Below are 23207 nucleotides of genomic sequence, written 5' to 3'. Positions count from 1 at the left end.
AACTTAGTTTCCTGTTGCCCAAGCAAACGTAGCAACATCAACTGTAGCAGCAGCATCATATGCAGCAGCTGGGTCAATAGTAGCACCATCAACAGTTACATTGGTTACAGCTCCACCATCTCTAAAATCAACGTTAGTTGTGTATCCAGTTAAAGAAAGACCGGTGATAGTAGCACCAGATTCTTTTTTGAATTGTAAAGCAGTTCCATCAACCGTAGAAACACAAGTTAAGTTTACTAAAGATGGATTATTGTTATCACCATCAGCTTCAACAGCTGTAGAGAAACCAGCAACCGTATGAGAAACATAAGCATTAGTTAAAGTACCGTTCCAGCCTTCTGTCCAATCGATTGCATCATCCTCATTGTTTTCCATGTAGAAGTTATTAGCAGAAACAGTTCCACCGAAGAACTCAACACCATCATCTGTACCGTTCAATAAAGCAACCCAGTCGATAGTAGTTCCAGAACCTACAGCATAAAGTGTAAGACCGTTGTATTGAGATTCTGAGTTAATCTGAGCACCAGCGTAGTTGATGATTAAGTAATCAATATTACCTGAGCTATCAGCGTCATCGGTACCACCATAAATGATATTACCAACTTCAGCAACAGCGTCTACACCTTTAGTAGTAGTTGCATTCCCTGCAATTACTAATCCGCCCCAGTCACCAGGAGTTTCAGCAGATGAAGTCATAACTACTGGATTAGCAGCAGTACCTTGAATGTCTATTTCACCACCTTTTTGAACTACAATATAAGTACTTGTTGCCTCACCAGCTTCAACATCTGCAACGATTTCTGTCCCGGCAGGTATAGTAAGCTTAGCACCTTCTTCAACACTCAAAGAGCCTTGTAAAAAGTATGTGATTGTAGCATCTAAAGTTAAATCTGAAGAAACTGAGCCGGTTAGAATAGCAGATTGTGCTTCATCATTTCCAGTTGCCCAAATAAAATCATTTGCACTAACAGTTGCTGGAGCAGCGTAAGTAGCTGCAGGGTCAGAAGTTGCCCCATCTATAGTAACATTTGTTACTGCACCACCATCTCTAAAGTCTATTGAAGTAGTATAACCTGTTAAAGAAAGACCAGTGATTGTAGCACCAGATTCTTTTTTGAACTGTAAAGCAGTTCCACCCACAGTAGAAACACAAGTAAGATTGGTTAATGTAGGGTTATTGTTGTCACCGTCTGCTTCTAAAGCAGTAGAGAAACCATCAACAGTATGAAGAACATAGGCATCAGTTAATGTACCGTTCCAACCTTCAGTCCAGTCAATAGCATCATCTTCGTTATTTTCCATGTAGAAGTTAGAAGCAGAAACCGTTCCACCAAAGAATTCAACACCATCATCAGTACCGTTCAATAAAGCAACGTTAGAAATACTTGTCATAGAACCTACAGCGTATAAGGTAAGCCCATTATATTGAGATTCAGAATTGATTTGAGCACCAGCAAAATTGATGATCAAATAATCAATTGATCCCGAGTTGTCCATGTCATTAGTACCACCATAAATAATATTACCAACTTCAGCAACAGCATCAACACCTTTAGTTGTAGTCGCATCACCTGCTATAACTAAACCACCCCAATCACCAGGAGTTTCATTGGCAGAAGTCATAATTACTGGCTCAGCAGCAGTACCTTGAATATCAATAGCACCACCTTTTTGAACTACAACATAAGTACTAGTTTCAGTACCCGCTTGAACATCAGCAACTATTCTTGTTCCTGCAGGGATAGTTAATGTAGCACCAGATTCTACACTCAATGAACCTTCTAAGAAATAATCAATGGCAGGGTCAAGAGTTAAGTCTGCTGTTACTGTTCCTGTAAGAACATTACTTTCAACTTCAGTATCTGTTGCCCATGAGAACATTGTAATATCAACTGAAGGGTCAGCAACATATGATAAAGCAGGATTAGATACAACACCATCAATTGTTACGTTAGTAACAGCCCCACCATCTCTAAAGTCTAAAGAAGTGTCATAACCATTTAAAGAAAGACCAGTGATAGTAGCACCAGATTCTTTTTTGAATTGTAAAGCTGTACCACCAACTGTAGAAACACAAGTAAGATTCACTAAGGAAGGGTTATTATTATCACCATCCGCTTCAACAGCAGTAGAGAAACCATCAACAGTATGAAGAACATAGGCATCAGTTAATGTGCCATTCCAGCCTTCAGTCCAATCAATAGCATCATCTTCGTTATTTTCCATATAGAAGTTAGAAGCAGAAACTGTACCACCAAAGAACTCAACACCATCATCAGTACCATTTAATAAGGCAACATTTGAGATAGAAGTTCCAGAACCAACAGCATAAAGTGTAAGACCATTGTACTGAGATTCAGAGTTGATTTGAGCACCAGCATAATTGATAATTAAATAATCAATGCTACCAGAATTATCAGCATCATTTGAACCGCCGTAGATAATGTTGCCTACCTCAGCAGTAGCATCAACACCTTTAGTTGTAGTTGCGTCACCAGCAATAACTAAACCTCCCCAAGAACCAGGAGTACTATTAGACGAAGTAAAAACAACAGGATTAGCAGCAGTACCTTCAATGTTAATTGCACCTCCTTTTTGAACAACTATGTAAGTATTAGTTTCTTCACCAGAAGCAGCCGTTGCAGTAATAGTTGTTCCGGCAGGAATTGTCAAAGTAGCACCAGTTTCAATACTAAAACTATTTGTCAGGGTGTAAGTATTGGCAGCGTCTAAAGTTAAATCTTCCGTTTGTGAACCGGTTAATTCTACAGACTCCGTACATGCGTTACAGCTTGAGCCACCGCAGTCTACACCTTCTTCATCACCGTTTTGAATACCATCATCACAAGTTGCTTCAGCCTCACATGGTTCGCATGTTCCGCCACAATCAACACCGGTTTCTGTTCCGTTTTGAATTCCATCGCTACAAGTAGGAGCAGCTGGGTCATTGTCGTCACTCCCACAGCTAGTCAGCGTAAGAGCTAAAGCAGCGACAAACATCATTGAAAATTTAAAGATTTTCGTTTTCATAATTAGAGTTTTAAATAAATTTTTAGTTAACGATTTATATTAAGATTAAAATGTATAGTTAAAACCGAGACGAATGGTTCTACCTAGCTTGTATTGCCTAACAACCTCACTGCGTAAAATTCTTTCAGGAGCATTAGGGCCTAAGCGCACATCAATATCATCTGAGAAATCTCTAATTTCTACAAAGTTATCGAGCACGTTCTGCGTTTGTTTAATATCTGGATTTAATAAATTTTGACCTGTTAATGACACTTCTAACTTTTTTGCGAATGTTTTGCTAATCCTTCCATTAAGAACAACAAATCCATTTTCAACAATATTATCGTTGTAGCTATAATCATAATTTGCAGTACCATCTGGATTTCCTAAGACATATATCTTATCTGACGCATAACTGGCATTCAAAGAAGCTGCAAATTTGTTATCCCCTGAAGTCTTTAAATTTAGACTTGTGTTCATTATAAAATCTGAAGCACCTTCTAGGCCGGTTTCTCTGCTAGAACCAAAACGAAAGAATTCGGTTACTCCACCCTCATCATTTGTTAAAAACTTCAAATCTTGTTTGTGTTCCATATAAGTAGCATTAAAAACAAGGTTTAAATCAATCCCAGAATAACCGCCATCGTCTTCATTAACAATTGGTGTAATTAGACCAATTTTACTTTCTAATTCAATACCATAAACCGTTGCATTATCTCCTGTATTGTCAAAAGTTAAACGATTTTCACCACCTTTTGCCAAAGTTCTATTTATTGGATTTTCAATATTCTTGTAGAATAAGGCTAACGAAATTAATTGATCATTAGAGGGGAAAAACTCCCATTTTAAATCGAAATTATTTGAGAATGAAGCGGTTAAATTGTCGGCATTACCAAGAACTACTAATCCACTTGGCGAAACATATTCAAATGGTGCAATTTCTTTAAATTCAGGTAATGTTATCGTTCTACTTCCTGCAAATCTTAATGCTTGTTTTTCATTTAAAGTATATTTAAGATTTACACTCGGGTAAACATTATTATACTCTTGGTTTACTTCACCAACTCTTCCTGAACCGCCGTCATTACCAACGTCGTAGGTGACAAAAATATCATCTAACTGCACTCTTAAACCAGCATTCACATTCCATTTACCGAATTGAACATTAAAATCAGCATAAGCTGCTTTTGATTCATAAGTGCCATTATAGGTATCTTGACGTTCGCCGTTTGAGTTTTGACCCAATTGGTTGATTTCTAAATTACCGTCTTGGAAATTTGGTATAGTGAATATTGAATTTAAATCGTCTAAACTATTTGTGCTTAAGGTAAAACGCACTGGTTCAGTAACTCCAATGAATTCAGAGCTGAAGTCCCTTTCTTTATTTCTGTAGGCTAGGCCTAAATCAATATCAAATGATTTGCCAGAATCTTCTTCATCTATAACATGAAAAGAATCATTTATATAGCCATTGTACTCAATATCTTCTATTAATTGAGCAGCTTTACGTTGGTTAAAACCTCCTTGAGAATTCAGTTCAATATCCGAAGGACCATTTGCATCAAAAAAGAGTTGATTTCGTATTCTATTAGGTTCATCTGCATTTAAATTATTAAAACCAACAGCCCATTTTAAATTATTTTTTTCTCCTAAAGTGTGTTGTCCAATAAGTTGAGTTACCAATAACTGTGTTTGCTTGGTATTTTGATCTCTAGCAAACTCCGAACCTCCTCTATTTCCAGTATCATCACTAATTTGGGCTTCGCCTGCGGCACCTTGTTCAATCACAAAATCATTAAGAGTATTTAGAAAAGTAGTTGTAGATTTTATCTTGTTTTTATCGTTTATGTACCAAGTTAAATCTAATAAGGCTGAATTATTAATCGTTGTTTGATAAGTCACATAATCCGGAACACCTATTTGAACAAAACCAAATTCTAAGAATTGAAATGACCCAACATTATAAATGTAGTTTTCGCTATGAGCTCCAGTTAATAAAAATGATAGTTTGTTATTAAAAAACTTTTTACCCATTGTTATGTTGGCCCCAAAATTATATGGATTCTCTCGTATTATTGGATCCCAACCTTGCTGAGTAACTTGGTTAATAAGCGGATTTTTTGAACTATAAAACCCGAAGGTTGAATCATCTAAATTCGGTGAAGTTTTAAAGTTATTGTTAATGTCGTCTTGAAAAACACTTGAATTTAAACCGCCGGAAATACCTACACTTAGTTCAGAAGAACCAGCTAATTCTCTTGAAGTTATGTTGATATTACCAGAGGCTTGATCAGCTGAACCTTTTGCAGAATAAGTTTTGCTTATACTTACGTTTTGAATAACACGAGTCGGGAATAAACCTAAATTAATATTCTTTCTGTCAACATTGTCTGAAGGAATTGGGAGTCCATTCAGGGTTGTTGATAAATAGCGATCTCCAAGACCACGAACAAATATATCGCCAGAAGCTTCACTTTCTGTGACCCCTGAAATTTTTGTAGTCGCAGTCTTTGCATCTCTTATTCCTAGGTCACCTAATTCTTTTGCACCAATACTTTCTACAACTGTTATGGCATTACGCTGTTCCAACAATAGAGCTACTTCTGAATCTTTTCTGGCCACGGTTGTTACTACAACTTCATCTAATTGAAAACCTGATGAAGCGCTCATAGGTACATCAATACTGGTAACTTTGTCTGCTTCAACAGTAATATTTGGAATTTCAACAGTTTCATAACCTAAATAGCTATATTGAACGGTATATACTCCAGGCTCAAGACCTGAGATTCCATAAAGTCCATCAAAATCTGATTGTGTGCCAATAGTTGTTCCTTTGATAAGAACATTAGCAAAAGCTAAAGGTTCATTGTTCTGTTCTTTGTCAATAAGCTTACCAACAATACTGCCAGTAGTTTCTTGTGCGATAAGGTTTAAAGAAAAAACCATCGCGATAATTAAAAAAAGATATTTCATTATTAGTTAAGTATAATTTGCGCAAAGAACGCGAGGGGCTGTAAAAGTCATGTTACCCATATGTTAAAGGTTTGTTTCAAAAGCATTACGATAATGTTATGATATTAAATCAATGTTAAGTGACAGAGAGGTAATTGTATTATCTTTACATTTGGGCGAAAAGGATATTTTTTTTAATTCGAATATTTTTATTAAAACGTTGATATACAATTATTTAAAATAGAATTCTTTCTTATCTGAAATGACCAAACTAGAAAATTTGAACCTATGAAAACCAAGGATGTTAAGATACTTTTAGTAGATGATGAACCAGATATTCTTGAGATTGTTAGTTACAATCTGTCCTCAGAGGGCTACGTAGTTTACACCGCAACAAATGGTATTGAAGGTGTAGCCAAAGCAAAGAAAAAACAACCGCATCTTGTTATTTTAGATGTGATGATGCCTGAAATGGATGGTATCGAGGCTTGCGAAATAATGCGTAGCACACCTGGTCTAGAAAATACTATCATTACTTTTTTAACAGCACGTGGAGAAGATTATTCACAAGTAGCCGGTTTCGATGCTGGAGCGGATGATTATATTACCAAGCCAATTAAGCCTAAGGTTTTAGTTAGTAAGGTAAAAGCACTACTTAGAAGACTAAAAGAAAATAAAGCTGAATTAGAAGATATTGTACAGGTTGGCAATATTGTCATAAATCGCGAAGAATATAAAATTGTAAATGATGGCAAGGAAATAATCTTACCTAGAAAAGAATTTGAGTTACTTTCTTTATTGACTTCAAAACCTAGTAAAGTATTTAAAAGAGAAGTTATTTTAGATAAGGTATGGGGCAATGAAGTCGTTGTTGGTGGTAGAACAATAGATGTTCATATTCGAAAACTTCGAGAGAAAATTGGCGATCATCATTTTAAAACTGTTAAAGGGGTTGGTTATAAGTTTGTTCTCTAGTTTTATTTCTTCAAGAAGCAAGCAGTAAGTATTATAAATGGTTAATTTTCTTATTTTACACCGTTAATTAAGAGTTCAACCTAACAATGTCCATAAAACTCAAAAAATCTTATCGCTTTGCATTGCGTTCCTCCATATTTATTTGTTTGACGCTCATTTTGTGTTTATGTGGTATTTTATTGCTAACGAATCAATTTGACTGGGTTCTACCAGCTATTTTTTCTCCTATTTGTTTTTTAGTCTCTTTCTTCATTATTCAAGCAAGGGTGGAGCGTTTTATTTACCGTCGGGTAAAAAAAATATATGACGACGTTTCTTTATTAGAATCTTCTTCATTTTCTTCTAAACCAGTCACTACGGACATGAAGACCTTAACTGAGGAAATTGGAAAATTTGCAGAAGACAAAAAAATTGAAATAGATACCTTAAAAATTAGAGAAGAATATCGGAAAGATTTTCTAGGCAATGTGTCCCACGAACTTAAAACACCTTTATTTACCGTACAAGGCTATATATTAACGCTGTTAGATGGCGCAATCAAAGATTCTAAAGTAAATGAAAAGTACTTAAAACGAGCAAATAAAGGAGTCGAACGCTTGATTTACATTGTGAAAGACTTGGATATGATAACTAAGTTAGAGGCTGGTGATTTAAGTCTAGAAAAAGAAGAATTTGATATCATTGAATTAATTCAAAGTGTGTTTGAATTACTTGAAATGAGAGCGGCTAAAAAAGAGATTAGTTTAACTTTTGATATGGAGTATAACGAGCCGATTTACGTTTGGGGTGATGCAGAAAAAATACAGCAAGTATTAACCAATCTTTTAGTTAATTCCTTAAAATATGGCAACCCAAATGGAACTACAGAAGTTAGTGTAGAAAATTTAATTAAAAACAAAGTAATTGTGCGTGTCACAGACAATGGAGAAGGTATTCCTAAACAGCATATACCTAGACTATTTGAGCGTTTTTATAGGGTGGACCAAAGTGGTAGCCGTAAAGAAGGTGGTTCTGGTCTTGGCTTAGCTATTGTTAAGCACATTATTGAAGCACATGATGAACGAATTTATGTGGAGAGTGAAGTCGACGTTGGCTCTGAATTTTCTTTTACGCTTGAAAAGACTTCAAATAATGATTCGTAATTAATGGTTGAATTTAATGAGGTCAAGCCTTTATAATTAATAATATTTTTTAATTCATCAAGTGCAAAATCATCTTGCTTTTTAAAAGGAACCATACCTTGCTTGTCTAAACGTTTGGCCAGATACTCTTGTTCGTATTGCCCTGGGGTTGGAATGAAAAAGGCTTTTTTTTCCAATTTTGCTAAATCCATCACAGTAGTATAACCTGATCTGCACAATATGAATTTACTTTGATTAATTGCCTTTTCTAACTCTTTTGATTGCATAAAATTGAACACGGTAATTTTACCATCAGTCAAGGTAATTTCCTTGGTTATTTTTTCATCTTCAATTTTACCTTTAACGAAAAGTACCTGACCAGAAAATTCTTTTAATTCTTTAAGTAGTTTTTTTTCTAGTAAAGTTCTTTGGGGTTCAGGGCCAGATAATAAGACCATTAAATCATAAATTATATGACCATCACTTTTTTCAAACCTGCTCAATGGGCCTAGGTAAACAATATTCAGTTTTGATTTTTTTAGATGCCCTAATTTTCCAGTCAGATTCGGTTTTTCTTTTAAATCGGGTACCCAACAAGCTTTGAATTTTTTAATAATTTTTTGATGCATTTTTGAGCTAAACCAAGTGGTATTACCTGAAAGTACATTGAGCTGATGTGTAATAAATACGCAGGGCACTTTTTTTGAATAAACTCCTAATCTATTATCAGAAATTATTCCCTGAAGTTCATGCTCTTTTATAAGTTGTTTAACCTCCTTCTTTTCTTTGGCCATTGCTTTGAGGACTTTAGGTGAATCCCAAATCATCTTCAATTTGAAATTCTTGCCTTTAGCTGCATATTTTATTTTGTATGATGTTAGTTTAAAAGAAGGTACATTAGGAAATTCTTTTTGAAGTAATGATAGTGCAACGCCATCAGAGGCAATATAGGGTTGATGTCCATGTTCTTGAAGCGCTTTTATAATTGGAATACATCGTGTTGCGTGCCCTAGACCCCAATTTAATGGGGCCACTAAAATTCGTTTTGATTCGGTCATAAATGTAAAGGAACAAAACCAAAAGAAGATTTTGATTTCCTTAGTTTTGTCAAAACATTAAATTTTTGTTTTGGGAAGCAAAAACAAGCTTAAGCGATTTAGAGAAAACGATACGTTTTCAAATGTAATACAGCCATCACGTGAAGAGGTTTTACAAGGGCTGGAACAAAAGGGTAACTGGGGTAAATTTTTCGGTAATACAAACCCTATTGTTCTGGAATTAGGGTGCGGTAAAGGCGAATATACGGTTGGTTTGGCCGAAAGAAATTCGAATAAAAACTATATCGGAATTGACATTAAAGGCGCTCGTTTTTGGCGTGGTGCTAAGACTGCTATTCAAGAAAATCTATCTAACGTCGCTTTTATTCGAACTCAAATTGAGTTGGTTGACGAATTATTTGATAAGGACGAAATTGCTGAGATCTGGATTACTTTTCCGGATCCTCAGATAAAATATAAAAGAACGAAGCATCGAATGACAAACGAAGTATTTCTAAAGAAATACAAAAGTATTTTACAACCAAATGGTCTTATTCACTTAAAAACAGATAGTGAATTTATGCACGGTTATACTTTGGGGCTTTTGCATGGCTTGGAACATGAGGTGATTTATGCCAACCATGATATCTATAAAAACGAAGGTAGCCCTGAAGAAGTTCTAAAAATTCAAACATTCTACGAAAATCAGTATCTTGAAAAAGGAAAACCAATAACCTATATCCAATTTCGGATAACCAACTAAATGACTCAACTGTTTACGCTTTTTATAGCTACTTTTTCTGCGGCGTTTCTTGCTTCGGCTCCACCGGGGCTTTTGAACGTAAATGCTGCAAAGACCAGTGTAGAAAAAGGCAAGAACAATGGCGTTATGTTTGGTCTAGGCGTTGCCTTAATGGTAATGATGCAAACTTATTTGGCAGTGCGTATTGCTAAATATTTGAGCAGAAACCCTGAAGTTATAGGAATGCTTTTAAAGACTGCACTAGTTGTATTTGCAGGATTGGCTGTCTTTTTCTTCTTAAAAGCCAGAAAAGAAAATGTAAAACCTTTGCTACAAGAAAAGGGTAAAAAAAGTGGCAGCTTTACAAAAGGAATGTTTTTGGCTGCTTTAAACTTGCTTACCGTGCCTTATTATAGCGGTCTGAATAGTGTTTTTAATTCTCAAGGTTTAATGCGATATACTATTTCTGACGAGGTAGTATTTATATTGGCTGCAGGTTTGGGTACTTTTTTGGTAATGTATTTATATGTTTTCTATTTCAATAAAATGGAACATAAAACGAATCGCTTTTCAAAGAACTCTAATTATATTTTGAGCGCGCTTATGGTCTTATTGTTTTTAATAACCTTGTACCGTATTTATAATTGATGGAGGAAAAGAGTTTTTTTGATAAGGTCTACGAAGTTGCACAACTGATTCCGCATGGTCGAGTTACTTCTTACGGAGCCATTGCTAAATATTTAGGGGCAGCGCGTAGTGCACGAATGGTAGGTTGGGCCATGAACAATTCTCATACTAAAGACGTTCCTGCACATCGTGTTGTAAACAGAGTAGGCCTATTAACAGGTAAACATCATTTTGATGGTACTAACCTCATGCAACAATTGTTGGAGAATGAGGGCGTAGAAGTTGTTGATAATCAAATCGTGGAGTTTCAAAAATACTTTTGGGATCCAAGCAAAGAGCTGCCGTCATATTACTAGATAGACACAGTTTATCTTATCATCTTCATTTTCAATATATCATCTGTACAATCTGCCCTCTACAACGTATCTTTGTAATTTAGAATCAGTTTAAACGACTGGTAATCAAATTTGGTTGATGAAGATAGATAAGAAAGAAGTTTTACGAGCACTTGAAAATATTACAGTTCCTGGTGAAGGTCAGAATATGGTCGAGAGTGGTGCAGTAAAGAATATTCAAGTTTTTGGTGATGAGGTTGAAGTGGATATTACCATCAAAAACCCTAGTCTACAAGCAAGAAAAAAAACTGAAGTAGAAATATTAAAAATAATTCACGATAAAGTTTATGCTAAGGCCAAGATTAAGGTGAATTTAAAAGTTGAAGCCCCCGCAAAGACAACGGTAAACGAAATAAAAGGTAAACCTATACCAGGTATTCAAAGTATTATCGCTGTTGCTTCAGGTAAAGGTGGTGTAGGTAAGTCTACTGTTACTGCTAATTTGGCCGTGACCTTAGCTAAAATGGGTTTTAAAGTTGGTCTTTTAGATACTGATATATATGGACCTTCCATGCCAATAATGCTTGATGTTGCTTTAGAAAAACCACTATCAATAAACGTTGATGGAAAGAACAAAATGAAGCCGGTTGAAAATTACGGTGTCAAACTTTTGTCAATAGGATTTTTTACGCAACCTAATCAAGCAGTTATTTGGAGAGGCCCGATGGCTTCCAAAGCTTTGAATCAAATGATTTTTGATGCACATTGGGATGAGTTAGATTTTCTTTTATTGGATTTGCCACCTGGAACAGGTGATATTCATTTAAGTATTATGCAGTCTTTACCAGTTACTGGGGCAGTTGTGGTAAGTACTCCTCAAGAGATTGCTCTTGCTGATGCAAGAAAGGGCGTTGCGATGTTTCAACAAGAGGCTATTAATGTGCCTGTATTAGGCATCATAGAGAATATGGCCTATTTTACACCTGAAGAATTACCTGATAACAAATATCATATCTTTGGTAAAGATGGAGCAAAGCATTTAGCTCAAGATTTAAAAGTGCCTTTCTTAGGAGAAATACCATTGGTGCAAAGTATTAGAGAAGCGGGAGATGTTGGAAGACCAGCAGCTTTACAAAATGGCACACCGACTGAAGAAGCATTTGAAACCTTGACCAAAAATGTGGTTCAAGAATTGGTCAAAAGAAATACAGCTTTGCCACCAACCGAAGCAATTAAGATTACAACAATGGCGGGTTGTTCTGCCGTTAAAAAGTAAAGCCTTATGACATCAGAAGAAGTAAGACAAAACGTTGAAAAAGCATTAGAAGAAATAAGACCTTTTTTACAAAGTGATGGAGGTGATATTTCTTTAATTTCTATAGATAATGATACTTCAGTAAAAGTAAAATTAGAAGGGAATTGTATAGGTTGTAGTGTTAATCAAATGACACTTAAAAGTGGAGTTGAAATGACCATCAAAAAGTACGCTCCTCAAATTGAAGAAGTTGTAAATCTGAGTTAAACTGATAAAAATCATAATTTTTTTCTTCAGACAAAGTATAGCTTTGTTTTCTTGAACTCTTTTTCATGATTAAAACAGATATTTTAATAATCGGAGCAGGTCCGACTGGACTCTTTGCCGTTTTTGAAGCAGGGCTTTTAAAATTAAAGTGCCATTTAATAGACGCGCTTCCGCAACCGGGTGGCCAGTGTTCAGAGATTTATCCTAAAAAACCAATTTATGATATACCTGGTTTTCCAGAGGTATTGGCAGGTGATTTAGTTGATAACCTGATGGAGCAAATAAAATCATTTCAACCTGGTTTTACTCTTGGAGAAAGGGCCGATACCATTGAAAAATTAGAAGATGGAACTTTTATAGTTACTACTAATAAGGAAACAAAACATCATGCGCCCATTGTGGCTATAGCTGGTGGGTTGGGTAGTTTTGAGCCTAGAAAACCACAGCTAGAGAATCTAACTAAGTTTGAAGATAATGGTATTGCTTATATCATAAAGGACCCTGAGGTTTATAGAGATAAAAAAGTATTATTGGCAGGTGGTGGTGATTCAGCTTTAGATTGGGCAATTTTTCTGGCAAATATTGCTAAGGAAGTTACCTTAGTTCATCGCCGAAATGAGTTTAGAGGAGCTTTAGATTCAGTTGAGAAGGTGCAAGAACTTAAAAATGCTGGAAAAATAAATCTGATTACTCCCGCTGAGGTCATAGAGCTTAGGGGTGATGTTAAATTATCTTCTGTAGTAATTCAGAAAACAGATACTAAGGAGCAAATTGAGCTTGAACTAGATTATTTTATACCACTTTTTGGTTTATCACCAAAACTTGGACCTATTGGAGATTGGGGATTAGAAATTGAAAAAAATGCTATCAAGGTTGACAATACATTGGACTATCAAACCAATATTCCTGGTATTTACGCAATAGGTGATGTTAACACGTATCCGGGTAAACTAAAACTTATTTTATGTGGATTTCATGAGGCTACTTTAATGTGTCAAAGTGCCTACCAGCGTATTTTTCCTGATAAAAAATACGTAATGAAATATACCACTGTAGGAGGTGTTCAAGGTTTTGATGGCTCTAAAAAGGAAGCACCAAAGGCGGTTGTTAAAGCAATAAATTGATTCATGTCAGATATAAAAATTAAAATAACCGACCGCGAAGGAATACTTCATGAGATTGATGCACCTACCGATATGAACATGAATTTAATGGAGGTTGTTCGTTCTTATGAACTGGCTCCTGAAGGTACTGTCGGAATTTGCGGAGGTATGGCCATGTGCGCTTCTTGTCAGTGCTATGTCAATTCTGATCATAGTCTTCCAGAAAAGTCTGACGATGAAGAAGCAATGTTATCTGAAGCATTTAATGTTGAAGAAAACTCACGTTTAGGCTGTCAAATCCATATCACCGAAAACTTGGATGGATTAGAAGTGGAATTGGCCCCTGAGGAAGTTTAAATTCTTGCTTGATAGGTAAATAGGTCATAATACCTTCCTTCACTAGCAATCAACTCATCATGAGTGCCTTGCTCAGCAATTCTACCATTTTCAATTACTAGTATTTGATTTGCTTTTCGAATGGTGCTTAATCTATGGGCAATGACAAAGGTAGTTCGTCCTTTGGTTAATTCTGCTAGACTTTTCTGAATCAAGGCTTCACTTTCAGTATCTAAATTTGAGGTTGCTTCATCTAAAATTAGAACTTTAGGGTTTGCCAAAACTGCACGGGCAATTGCAATACGTTGACGTTGACCACCTGATAGTTTTACACCTCTTTCACCAATTAGAGTATCTAACCCGTCATCAAATCTATCCGTGAATTCATCAACATAAGCTGCTTTTACGGCTGCCCTTAATTCCATTTCAGAAGCGTTTGGCCTTGGAAAAAGAATGTTTTCTTTTATCGTTCCTTCAAAAAGGAAATCATCTTGTAATACAACACCTAAATATTGTCTAAAACTAGTGAGGTCTACTTTTGCTAAATCATTTCCGTCAATGGTAATTTTACCAGCGTCAGGGTTTAAAAATGTAGCTGCTAAACCTGCAATGGTTGATTTGCCTGAACCTGAACTTCCAACTAAGGCAATGACATCTCCTGATTTGGCTTCAAAACTAATATCATGTAAAACTTCTTTATCTTCTTCATAAGCAAAAGAAACGTCTTTGAAAACCATATCACCTTTAATATTTGCAAGTTTTATGGTTCTATTTTTTTCATCTGCCTCAGTAACTTGATTCATTAACTCTTCAGTACGGTCAAGACCCGCTAAGGCCTCTGTCAATTGGCTACCAATATTGCTCATTTGAACAATCGGTGCAATCATCAAACCTAAAATAACAGTGAATTCAATAAATTGTCCAATAGTCAATTCATCTTGTATTATTTTATAGCCACCAAGACCCATGACACCTGTAGTGGCTATACCTATTAGAAAGGTTGCTGAACTGGTCATTGCTGCAGTTGCTATCAAGCTCTTCTTTACATTTTCAAAGAGTTTTCCAACAGCAACCTCAAAAATTTTATTTTCTTGAGCTTCAGCATTAAATCCTTTAATTACTCGAACACCACCTAGTGTTTCTGTTAATCGACCTGTTACTTCTGCATTAATTTTTCCACGATTTCTAAAAATTGGACGTATAATTTTAAAAGCTCTCAAAGCAATAAATCCAAAAATTGCTAAAGGTAATAAGGTAAATAAGGTCATTGTGACGCTTATTCTGAGTAAAAGAATTAATGCAACAATCGCAGTTACGGTACCTCCAACAAGTTGTACGAGGCCAGTGCCAATCAAATTTCTAACACCTTCTACATCACTCATTATTCTAGAAACCAAAGCTCCCGATTTGGTGTTGTCAAAAAATCGAATAGGTAATGAAAGCACTTGTTTTTGAACCTGGGCTCGCAGTTCAGAAATCAAAAATTGCGCTTGTACACTTAAAATATAAGTTAAAAGAAAAGATGTTGCAGCTTGTATGGTGATAGCTATCATTATAGCACCTACCAAATACTTTAATAAATCAACATCTTTATTTGCAAAGGCATCATCGATAACATATTTGGTTGCAATAGGCGTAACAAAACTGGCCGCTTTACTTATTACAATTAATAAAAGCCCTATAAAGACTAAATTTCGTCTAGGCCAAATAATTGTTTTAAATGCTTTAAGAATACTTACTTTTTTGTCTGCCATTTCTAATTTTAATAGTAGTGCAAGTTACTTCAAATAGAATAATCATCTGAATGAGAAACTTTGAATTGTAGTCTTTATCTTTAAGTCAACGAATTCCTTGATTGAAGAAACATGAGAACACTTTTTGTAGCCCTTTTGATTGTAATTATTTCTTGTAAAGAACAGGCCCCAACTGAAATTAAGGTATGGGAAGAACAAGCCAGTAATATTGAAATTATACGTGATGACTATGGAGTACCGCATATTTACGGTAAAACTGATGCTGATGCTGTGTTTGGATTGTTATACGCGCAATGTGAAGATGATTTTAACCGGGTAGAGCAAAATTATATTTGGGCAACCGGGCGATTGGCAGAAATTGAGGGAGAAGATGCCTTGTATAGCGATTTAAGAGCTAAACTTTTTATGACTGAAGAGATAGCTAAAGCTAACTATGAAAAAAGTCCGGAGTGGTTAAAAGAACTTTGCGATGCCTTTGCGGATGGAATTAATTACTATCTACATACTCATCCTGAAGTTAAACCTAGATTACTAACTCGTTTTGAGCCTTGGATGCCAATGTATTTTAGCGAAGGCAGTATTGGAGGTGATATTGAACGTATTTCAACTAGGAAAATAAAAGCTTTTTATGAAAGTGGTATGGAACTACCTGAATTGGAACTGTTGAAAGAGAAAGAAGAAAAAGAAATGGCAGAACCTCAGGGTTCAAACGGAATTGCAATTTCGGGTGATTTGACACAGTCTGGCAATGCAATGTTGTTGATTAACCCGCACACTTCTTTTTATTTTAGAGGAGAGGTACATGTAGTTTCAGAAGAGGGTTTGAATGCGTATGGTGCGGTAACCTGGGGGCAATTTTTTGTTTATCAAGGATTTAATGAAAAGACAGGATGGATGCATACTTCAACTTACACAGATGTGATGGATGAGTTCAAAGAGGCGGTAGTAAAGAATGATGGGAACTTGTTTTATAAATATGGAGAAGAATTACGGGCTATAGATTCTACAGCTGTGGTTTTGAGCTACAAAACAGAAAATGGACTAATGACTAAAACCTTTCCAATGTATAGCACACATCATGGTCCAATAACTCATTCGGTAAATGGCCAATGGACCGCTTCTGCAATGATGTGGGAACCCGTAAAGGCTTTAGAACAGTCTTATATTCGAACGAAGCAAGATGGATACCAAGGTTTTCGTGAAATGATGGACATTAGAACTAATTCTAGTAATAATACGGTTTACGCCGATGCGGAAGGAAATATTGCTTACTTCCATGGAAATTTTGTACCAAAACGAGACGTAAGTTTTAATTATTCCCAACCAGTAGATGGCAGCAATCCTAAAACAGATTGGCAAGGCTTACATGAAGTTGATGAGAATATTTTAGTGCTCAATCCAGAAAACGGCTGGATTCAGAATTGCAATTCTACGCCATATACCTCGGCTTTGGAATACAGTCCTAAAAAAGAAGATTATCCTTACTATATGTCACGTGACCAAGAAAATTTTAGAGGAATTCATGCAATTGAGCTTCTGAAAGATAGAACAGGGTACTCTTTAGATAGCTTGATACAATTAGCTCATGACCCCTATCTACCAGCATTTGAGGCTTTAATACCTGGCCTAATTAGAGCGTTTGATAAAACGCCCACTTTAAAATTAAAAGAACCAATTGAACTCTTACGAAATTGGGACTTTAAAACCTCAAAAGAATCCATTGCAATGACTTTGGCGCATTATTATGGGACTCAAAGTTACTTGCAGGCAGAACGACCTAGTGGTTTATACTCAATGGAATTGGTAAAATTTTGGGGAGGTAAATCTTCAGACTCAGAAAAACTGTCCTTATTTCAAGAAACCATTGATAAATTAATTACAGATTTTGGAACTTGGAAAATGCCTTGGGGTGAGGTCAATCGATACCAACGTTTAAATGGCGATATTCGACAACCATTTGACGATTCTAAACCAAGTATTCCTATTGGGTTTGCCAGTGGTCGTTGGGGCGCATTAGCGGCCTACGGTGCTAGATACACCAATGAAGGGGCAAAAAAAATGTATGGAACTCGTGGTAATAGCTTTGTTGCGGCGGTAGAATTTGGAGACAGGGTAAAGGCAAAAACAATTTTAGCAGGCGGTCAAAGCGGTGACCCAGAGTCATCACATTTTAATGACCAGATTCAAAAATATGCAGATGTAAATTGGAAAGATGTCCCTTATTACAAAGAAGATGTTTTAAAAAGAGCAATAAAAACATATCATCCAGGAGAAAAAAGATAGGGTAATAACTAATATTTTACTCTTCTTCACTTTCGTCTTTTACCACAATCATGCTGGCTTTGGAGCCTGTAGAAAGATTCCAACGATTATTATGAATGACATTGCCTTCATCATCAGTTATAACAACCTGAGCGGTATTCGGACCTGATGACCCTTGGTTTAAGGCTTCAAATTCTACACGATTAAAACCCTCAGTTAAATCAACATTGACGCCTTTAAAACTGCCAGAAAGAAGAATGTTTGGTTCAACAACAACACCGTTTAAATATATCTTCACTCTATCACCATCGACGTATTCATGATCTCTGCAAACGATACCGATGAACTTGGCTTTAGTTTTAATATCTCCTAGATACTGATCACCAAAATACTTTGTTGCACCTTTTTTTTCTTTCTCACCAACTTTTGGGTCAATAACCATTCCTGTTCCGGCCTGGACCAATTGTCGGTCGGGTAACATTTTAACGTCTCTTCCTTTTGATATTAAGTTTTTATCAAGAACAGATGGCATCCGTAACGAAGTACCTTGATTACTTGTTTTGGTATCTAACTTATTATTGGCTCCAACCTTCAAAGGCTTAATCGTGGGCAAATCTCCTTGACCATAGCTAAAATGCAAGGTCAAAAGGAAAGCAAATAAAGGTAATAGTCTTTTCATCACAATTTAAGTCGTAACAATAAAATAAAATTAACAAATACCTTGCCACGGTAGTTGTAATAGGCTGTTAAATTCGTTAAATTGATTAAAAATAAGGAGTTATGGACAAAAGAAGATTCTTTAAAACGTTGGGTAATGTAGCTTTAGGAACAACTTTAATGCCATTGTCCGGATATTCAAATACTTCTGACGAATGCAGTTCTTACCCTTTGAATGATGATGAAGAATTTTGGAAACGGATACGCAAAGATTACGACTTAAAGCCCGATTATATCAATTTAGAAAATGGGTATTACAATTTTGTTCCAAAACCTATATTGAACAAGTATATTGAGCATATTAAGAAGGTGAATTATGAGGCTTCTTATTATATGAGAACTGAACAATGGGACAATAAGAATAAGGTGGCTTCTAGGCTATCAGGTTTAGTAGGTTGTTCGGCGGAGGAATTGGTCATTACTCGAAACACCACGGAGTCACTAGATTTAATTATTGGAGGCTTCCCTTGGAAAAAAAATGATGAGGTAATATTTGCTTTACAAGACTATGGTGCCATGCGAATTCATTTTCATCAAATGAGAGACCGATACGGTATCATTTGTAAGGAAGTTTCTATCCCGAATCACCCAAAATCAGATGAGGAGTTAGTTGCCTTATATGAATCAGAAATTACTGAGCAAACAAAACTTATAATGGTTTGCCATATGGTTAATATTACAGGTCAGATTCTACCAATTAGGAAAATATGCGATATGGCCCATAAGTATGACGTTGAAGTACTCGTTGATGGTGCGCATTGTATTGGTCATATTGATGTTAATATTGATCAGTTAAATTGTGACTATTACGGTTCAAGCTTACATAAGTGGTTAAGTGTTCCACTCGGTGCAGGAATGTTGTATGTAGCAAAAAAGCATATTCCAAAAATTTGGCCTTTGCTTGCGGAACATGAAAAAGACCCTACAAAAATTAGACGATTAAATCATACGGGTACCCATCCAGTTCATACTGACTTGACAATTAATGATTCAATCAGTTATCTAGAAATGATTGGATTAGAAAGAAAAGAGAGTCGACTACGGTTTATTCAGCGTTACTGGAGTGATAGTTTAAGAACAGTTGAAAATGTAATCGTAAATACACCAAATGATGAAAATAGAAGTTGCGGAATTGCCAATGTTGGTCTGACTAATATGAATCCTTTGGATTTAGCAAAAGCACTTTTGAATGAATTTCAAATTTGGACCGTTGGTATTGATTACGCTAATGTAAAAGGCTGTCGTATCACACCAAATATCTATACAACTACTGAGGAATTAGATAAGTTTGTTGATGCCATGAAAACTTTGGCTCGCAGAACTTAATAACTTATTTGGAAATATATTCTACCAATTTTTCAGGTCCTTCTAATAACACTCTAACAATTTGTAGGGTCCCATCAATCTTAGTTTCAATATGCCATTTTATAAGTGAAATATGACCGTTTTCAATTTCAATTCCGGTAATACTTCTTGGGTGAACACAACTACCATCATTAAAAAAAGGAATTTGTCCAGGTTCAGGAAAACGAGGCCTATGGGTATGACCAGCAACCGTAATTCTCAGGTTATTTTTTAAAATCCATCTTTTAATTCGTCTTTCAATTCGAATCAGTTCTTTATAGTTTTTCGCGGGACTAGTAGGGTCAGCAATGCCAACCACTTGTAGCGGTTTCCATAAAATTCGGACTAAGAAACGCCCTATACGCCAGAAATTATAATTCCACCAATCTGCTTGATGGCCATGAGTTAAAAAAAGCTCTTGTTCAGTTTCTTTATGTTTTAGTACCAAAGCTTCATGATAGGCTAGCCCTTCAAACAATTCTTTATCCTCGCCATCAATAGGTTCAAAATAGCTTGAAAGATGTTTGTCAACATAGCTTTGGTCGCGGTACACCATATCATGATTGCCCCAAACCATATGTAACCTACTTTGAATATGAAACTTTCTTAAGAGTTGAAAGACATTTTTATGAGCTTCAAAAATATATTCAAAATTTAGGTTTTCCCACAATTCATCTCCATCACCTAATTCACAATAATCAAACCCTTCTCTAAAATAATGGTTTAAAGCATGAAAATAGATGTTTCGATTATTGGCGAAATCATCAGCAAAACTGTTATCACCTCTATGACAGTCACTAAATAATATGAACTTTGAACTATCATCAAAAGGGATGATTTTGGCGCTTTGATAAGCACGGTCAAGACGTGTAAAAGATGACATCCATTAAATTTTAATAAATATCCAAAAAAAGCCATCAAAACCATAAAGAATCTCTTAACAATTCTCTATTTCATCTTTTTGTAACTTTACCATTGTAACTACGACCAATACCGATATGGGATATAATTACAATGGTGAAACACCACTAATTCAATTAGTTAGTTTTAATAAGCTCTTACAACATTATGATGAGCAGGTTAAGAGCAAAGACGAATATCTTAGTTCTCGAGCTCGTTTTGTTTTAGACGCAGCCGCTTCATATCCTGAATTAAGAGATGGATTTGACGATTTGACAATTCTGGAAACCAGAAGAGAAGTAATTCGAACCATTCTTGCAGATACTTTTTCACCTGTTTTGACTAATAATGAAATCAAAGCAGCTTCTATTCCTTTCGCCAACTTGATATTTAATTCGTCTAGCAGATTTGAAAAAATTCTTAATGATGCTGGCAAAGATTTTGAGCTTGAAATAAGAAACTTACCTGACGATTTGCAATATATTATGCAGTGTACAGTGATTTTGAGTTTTTACTATGGTTTTAAGATGGATTTTAAAAGGCCATTGTTTTACGATATCCCAGATGCCAATGGTGTCACTCGTCATTATAGAATTTTGTATAATGCAGATTTTATGGAAATTTCTCCTACGGAGAAAGCCAAGGATTTAGTTCAAGATGATTTAGATGAACTTTTAGAAAATTTCGACAATCTTGATTTATGGAAAGAAAAAATTCCTCCGGGGAGTTTTATCTCTAAAGGTTTTGTGATTTCAAATATGTTTGATGTAACTGCAGAACACTCCATTTCTGAAATTAAATCTACCCTAATTGGTAGCAATAAGAGGGGCAGTGAAAATTTCATGGATAGTTTTCAAGATACCTTTCGTTCCCTTTTTAATTTAAAAAATATCTCAGTTGGTTTTGCCGGTTACGACCCTCACACCGATAGGTTTTTAAAAATACATGGTAAAGGCATAGAGAGCTTTATTCTGAAAGGTAAAGAAATGGAATCTTGTGATAGTATGCTTTGTGACTATTCGTATCAAAAATTATTGGATGAAAGCAACTATATAGCCATATCTAATGTTGAAAAATATTTTATTAAGTCAGAAGGCGGACAACCTTATAAAAATCTTCATGAACAAGGTTTTAAAAGTGCAATTCTAGCTCCAATCGCCGATGATGGCAACCTATTAGGGGTTCTTGAATTAGTATCAACTAATGTCAACGAATTGAATAGTATAAATGCAAATAAATTGATTGACGTAATGCCTTTTATTGTTTCCGCGGTACTGCGATCAATTGAAGAAGAACAAAATTTAATTGATGCTATTATTCAACATGAATGTACAACAGTGCATTCATCGGTATATTGGAAATTTCAAGAAGAGGCAAAGCTTTTTATGACTCAAGAACTTTCAGGGCAAGAACCTTCTTTTAATGAAATTGTTTTTAAGGAGGTTTATCCCTTATACGGACAAATTGATATCAAAGATTCTTCCAAGCAACGTAATATAGCTATACAAAGAGATTTAATGATTCAATTATCGGAGATAAATACGGTTTTAGAAGCTGCTAAAACTAAATTTAAACTACCGATTTACGAAGAGCTCATGTTTAGAGTTAGCAATCATTTAGAAGAGATTAAAGAAACTCTTTTCACTAATAGTGAACAAGCAATTTTTGACTTCGTTCAAGAAGAAATTAACCCGGTTTTTCATCACCTAAAACGTGAAGATAAGAGTATTGAAAAAATGGTGGAGCACTATGAGGCCCAGATAGATGAGACAACTGAATCCTATTATGATCATAGACGTAATTATGATGATAGTGTGATGGAGATTAACATGAAATTAGCTGCTCAGCTTGATAAAAAACAACAAGCAGCCCAAGAAATGTTTCCCCATTATTTTGAGCGATATAAGACCGATGGTATTGAACATAATATGTATATCGGCAGTTCCATTGCCAATGACAGAAGTTTTGATGCCCTTTATTTGAATAACTTACGCTTGTGGCAATTGCAGGTGATGGTTGAAATGGAGAATACCCATTATGCCCTTAAACATCAACTGCCTGTTCCTCTGGATGTTGCTTCTTTATTGCTGGTATATAGCACTCCACTAGCCATACGTTTTAGAATGGATGAAAAGAAGTTTGATGTTGATGGCACTTATAATGCTCGTTATGAAGTTATTAAAAAGCGAATAGATAAGTCATACATTAAAGGCACAAATGAACGCTTAACTCAAAAAGGGAAATTAGCAATTGTATATTCTCAAAAAAAGGATGAAAAAGAATACTTGCGTTATGTCAAGTTTTTAAAGTCTAAAGGCTATTTTACAAATAATATTGAAATTGTAGAATTAGAAGGTTTACAAGGAGTTACAGGTCTCAAAGCAATTCGTGCGGAAGTTCTTTATAAGAAAGATGATAGCTCTGAAAAAACGTATACTTATAATGATTTAATGGAGGAATTGAAGGTTTAA

General features: G+C 35.4%; 18 protein-coding genes. 12 read left to right on the top strand and 6 right to left on the bottom strand.

Translation table 11 applies throughout. The features are described 5' to 3' along the window. Positions 1-3 precede the first annotated feature (3 nt). Entirely contained in the window at positions 4-3030 is a 3027-nt protein-coding gene (locus RM520_RS00710) for a beta strand repeat-containing protein (protein WP_311386632.1), read from the bottom strand. A 45-nt stretch (positions 3031-3075) separates the two neighbouring features. Further along, positions 3076-5982 carry a TonB-dependent receptor gene (locus RM520_RS00705; protein WP_311386631.1) on the bottom strand — a complete coding sequence of 969 codons (2907 nt, stop codon included), beginning with the start codon at positions 5980-5982 and terminating at the stop codon, positions 3076-3078. A gap of 267 nt (positions 5983-6249) precedes the next feature. On the opposite strand from RM520_RS00705, the gene RM520_RS00700 reads away from it, so the two are divergent. Both RM520_RS00700 and RM520_RS00695 read left to right on the top strand, forming a co-directional pair. Continuing rightward, on the top strand, positions 6250-6936 hold the full coding sequence (locus RM520_RS00700; RefSeq protein ID WP_311386630.1) for a response regulator transcription factor: 687 nt from the start codon (positions 6250-6252) through the stop codon (positions 6934-6936). A gap of 86 nt (positions 6937-7022) precedes the next feature. Then, positions 7023-8078 (top strand): sensor histidine kinase, encoded by a 1056-nt coding sequence (locus RM520_RS00695; RefSeq protein WP_311386629.1) that lies wholly within the window; start codon positions 7023-7025, stop codon positions 8076-8078. Here the strand turns inward: RM520_RS00695 and RM520_RS00690 are convergent. After that, complete coding sequence (locus RM520_RS00690; protein WP_311386628.1) at positions 8003-9115, bottom strand: glycosyltransferase; 1113 nt, start codon at positions 9113-9115, stop codon at positions 8003-8005. The genes RM520_RS00695 and RM520_RS00690 overlap by 76 nt on opposite strands. Positions 9116-9185: 70 nt before the next feature. On the opposite strand from RM520_RS00690, the gene trmB reads away from it, so the two are divergent. The 7 genes from trmB (at position 9186) to RM520_RS00655 (ending at position 13780) form a co-directional block, all read left to right on the top strand. Continuing rightward, on the top strand, positions 9186-9857 hold the full coding sequence (gene trmB / locus RM520_RS00685; protein WP_311383776.1) for a tRNA (guanosine(46)-N7)-methyltransferase TrmB: 672 nt from the start codon (positions 9186-9188) through the stop codon (positions 9855-9857). Further along, the gene (locus tag RM520_RS00680) at positions 9858-10484 is read left to right on the top strand and encodes a LysE family transporter (RefSeq protein WP_311383775.1); all 627 of its coding nucleotides are present in this window, start codon (positions 9858-9860) and stop codon (positions 10482-10484) included. It abuts the gene before it with no gap. Further along, positions 10484-10819, top strand: coding sequence for an MGMT family protein (locus RM520_RS00675; RefSeq protein WP_311383774.1), 336 nt, complete (start codon positions 10484-10486; stop codon positions 10817-10819). The genes RM520_RS00680 and RM520_RS00675 overlap by 1 nt, the downstream gene beginning before the upstream one ends. A gap of 118 nt (positions 10820-10937) precedes the next feature. Then, on the top strand, positions 10938-12074 hold the full coding sequence (locus RM520_RS00670) for an Mrp/NBP35 family ATP-binding protein (protein WP_311386627.1): 1137 nt from the start codon (positions 10938-10940) through the stop codon (positions 12072-12074). Positions 12075-12080: 6 nt separating this feature from the next. Then, the gene (locus RM520_RS00665; RefSeq protein ID WP_311383772.1) at positions 12081-12320 is read left to right on the top strand and encodes a NifU family protein; all 240 of its coding nucleotides are present in this window, start codon (positions 12081-12083) and stop codon (positions 12318-12320) included. Positions 12321-12385: 65 nt separating this feature from the next. Further along, positions 12386-13444, top strand: coding sequence for an NAD(P)/FAD-dependent oxidoreductase (locus tag RM520_RS00660; protein WP_311386626.1), 1059 nt, complete (start codon positions 12386-12388; stop codon positions 13442-13444). A 3-nt stretch (positions 13445-13447) separates the two neighbouring features. Continuing rightward, positions 13448-13780 (top strand): 2Fe-2S iron-sulfur cluster-binding family protein, encoded by a 333-nt coding sequence (locus RM520_RS00655; RefSeq protein WP_311383770.1) that lies wholly within the window; start codon positions 13448-13450, stop codon positions 13778-13780. Here RM520_RS00655 and RM520_RS00650 read toward each other — a convergent pair. Continuing rightward, on the bottom strand, positions 13777-15513 hold the full coding sequence (locus tag RM520_RS00650) for an ABC transporter ATP-binding protein (protein WP_311383769.1): 1737 nt from the start codon (positions 15511-15513) through the stop codon (positions 13777-13779). The two genes, RM520_RS00655 and RM520_RS00650, sit on opposite strands and share 4 nt — an antisense overlap. A gap of 111 nt (positions 15514-15624) precedes the next feature. On the opposite strand from RM520_RS00650, the gene RM520_RS00645 reads away from it, so the two are divergent. Then, on the top strand, positions 15625-17796 hold the full coding sequence (locus RM520_RS00645) for an acylase (protein ID WP_311386625.1): 2172 nt from the start codon (positions 15625-15627) through the stop codon (positions 17794-17796). A 16-nt stretch (positions 17797-17812) separates the two neighbouring features. Here RM520_RS00645 and RM520_RS00640 read toward each other — a convergent pair whose 3' ends face one another. Next, positions 17813-18454, bottom strand: coding sequence for a hypothetical protein (locus RM520_RS00640; RefSeq protein WP_311386624.1), 642 nt, complete (start codon positions 18452-18454; stop codon positions 17813-17815). A gap of 101 nt (positions 18455-18555) precedes the next feature. Between RM520_RS00640 and RM520_RS00635 the strand changes: the two genes are divergently transcribed. Further along, on the top strand, positions 18556-19818 hold the full coding sequence (locus RM520_RS00635; protein ID WP_311386623.1) for an aminotransferase class V-fold PLP-dependent enzyme: 1263 nt from the start codon (positions 18556-18558) through the stop codon (positions 19816-19818). A 4-nt stretch (positions 19819-19822) separates the two neighbouring features. Here the strand turns inward: RM520_RS00635 and RM520_RS00630 are convergent, their stop codons facing one another. Continuing rightward, entirely contained in the window at positions 19823-20719 is an 897-nt protein-coding gene (locus tag RM520_RS00630; RefSeq protein WP_311383765.1) for a metallophosphoesterase, read from the bottom strand. A 115-nt stretch (positions 20720-20834) separates the two neighbouring features. On the opposite strand from RM520_RS00630, the gene RM520_RS00625 reads away from it, so the two are divergent. After that, positions 20835-23207: a GAF domain-containing protein gene (locus tag RM520_RS00625; protein ID WP_311383764.1), complete on the top strand. Its 2373-nt coding sequence runs from the start codon at positions 20835-20837 to the stop codon at positions 23205-23207.

The sequence above is a fragment of the Croceitalea vernalis genome, from assembly GCF_031846405.1.
GTDB lineage: Bacteria > Bacteroidota > Bacteroidia > Flavobacteriales > Flavobacteriaceae > Croceitalea > Croceitalea vernalis.
This window is presented reverse-complemented; position numbering and strand designations above follow the sequence as displayed.

Excerpts from the sequence above, each read along its gene's own strand:
- RM520_RS00710 (WP_311386632.1), bottom strand. The coding sequence starts at position 3,030 with ATGAAAACGAAAATCTTTAAATTTTCAATGATGTTTGTCGCTGCTTTA.
- RM520_RS00705 (WP_311386631.1), bottom strand. The coding sequence starts at position 5,982 with ATGAAATATCTTTTTTTAATTATCGCGATGGTTTTTTCTTTAAACCTT.
- RM520_RS00700 (WP_311386630.1), top strand. The coding sequence starts at position 6,250 with ATGAAAACCAAGGATGTTAAGATACTTTTAGTAGATGATGAACCAGAT.
- RM520_RS00695 (WP_311386629.1), top strand. The coding sequence starts at position 7,023 with ATGTCCATAAAACTCAAAAAATCTTATCGCTTTGCATTGCGTTCCTCC.
- RM520_RS00690 (WP_311386628.1), bottom strand. The coding sequence starts at position 9,115 with ATGACCGAATCAAAACGAATTTTAGTGGCCCCATTAAATTGGGGTCTA.
- RM520_RS00680 (WP_311383775.1), top strand. The coding sequence starts at position 9,858 with ATGACTCAACTGTTTACGCTTTTTATAGCTACTTTTTCTGCGGCGTTT.
- RM520_RS00675 (WP_311383774.1), top strand. The coding sequence starts at position 10,484 with ATGGAGGAAAAGAGTTTTTTTGATAAGGTCTACGAAGTTGCACAACTG.
- RM520_RS00670 (WP_311386627.1), top strand. The coding sequence starts at position 10,938 with ATGAAGATAGATAAGAAAGAAGTTTTACGAGCACTTGAAAATATTACA.
- RM520_RS00665 (WP_311383772.1), top strand. The coding sequence starts at position 12,081 with ATGACATCAGAAGAAGTAAGACAAAACGTTGAAAAAGCATTAGAAGAA.
- RM520_RS00660 (WP_311386626.1), top strand. The coding sequence starts at position 12,386 with ATGATTAAAACAGATATTTTAATAATCGGAGCAGGTCCGACTGGACTC.
- RM520_RS00655 (WP_311383770.1), top strand. The coding sequence starts at position 13,448 with ATGTCAGATATAAAAATTAAAATAACCGACCGCGAAGGAATACTTCAT.
- RM520_RS00650 (WP_311383769.1), bottom strand. The coding sequence starts at position 15,513 with ATGGCAGACAAAAAAGTAAGTATTCTTAAAGCATTTAAAACAATTATT.
- RM520_RS00645 (WP_311386625.1), top strand. The coding sequence starts at position 15,625 with ATGAGAACACTTTTTGTAGCCCTTTTGATTGTAATTATTTCTTGTAAA.
- RM520_RS00640 (WP_311386624.1), bottom strand. The coding sequence starts at position 18,454 with ATGAAAAGACTATTACCTTTATTTGCTTTCCTTTTGACCTTGCATTTT.
- RM520_RS00635 (WP_311386623.1), top strand. The coding sequence starts at position 18,556 with ATGGACAAAAGAAGATTCTTTAAAACGTTGGGTAATGTAGCTTTAGGA.
- RM520_RS00630 (WP_311383765.1), bottom strand. The coding sequence starts at position 20,719 with ATGTCATCTTTTACACGTCTTGACCGTGCTTATCAAAGCGCCAAAATC.
- RM520_RS00625 (WP_311383764.1), top strand. The coding sequence starts at position 20,835 with ATGGGATATAATTACAATGGTGAAACACCACTAATTCAATTAGTTAGT.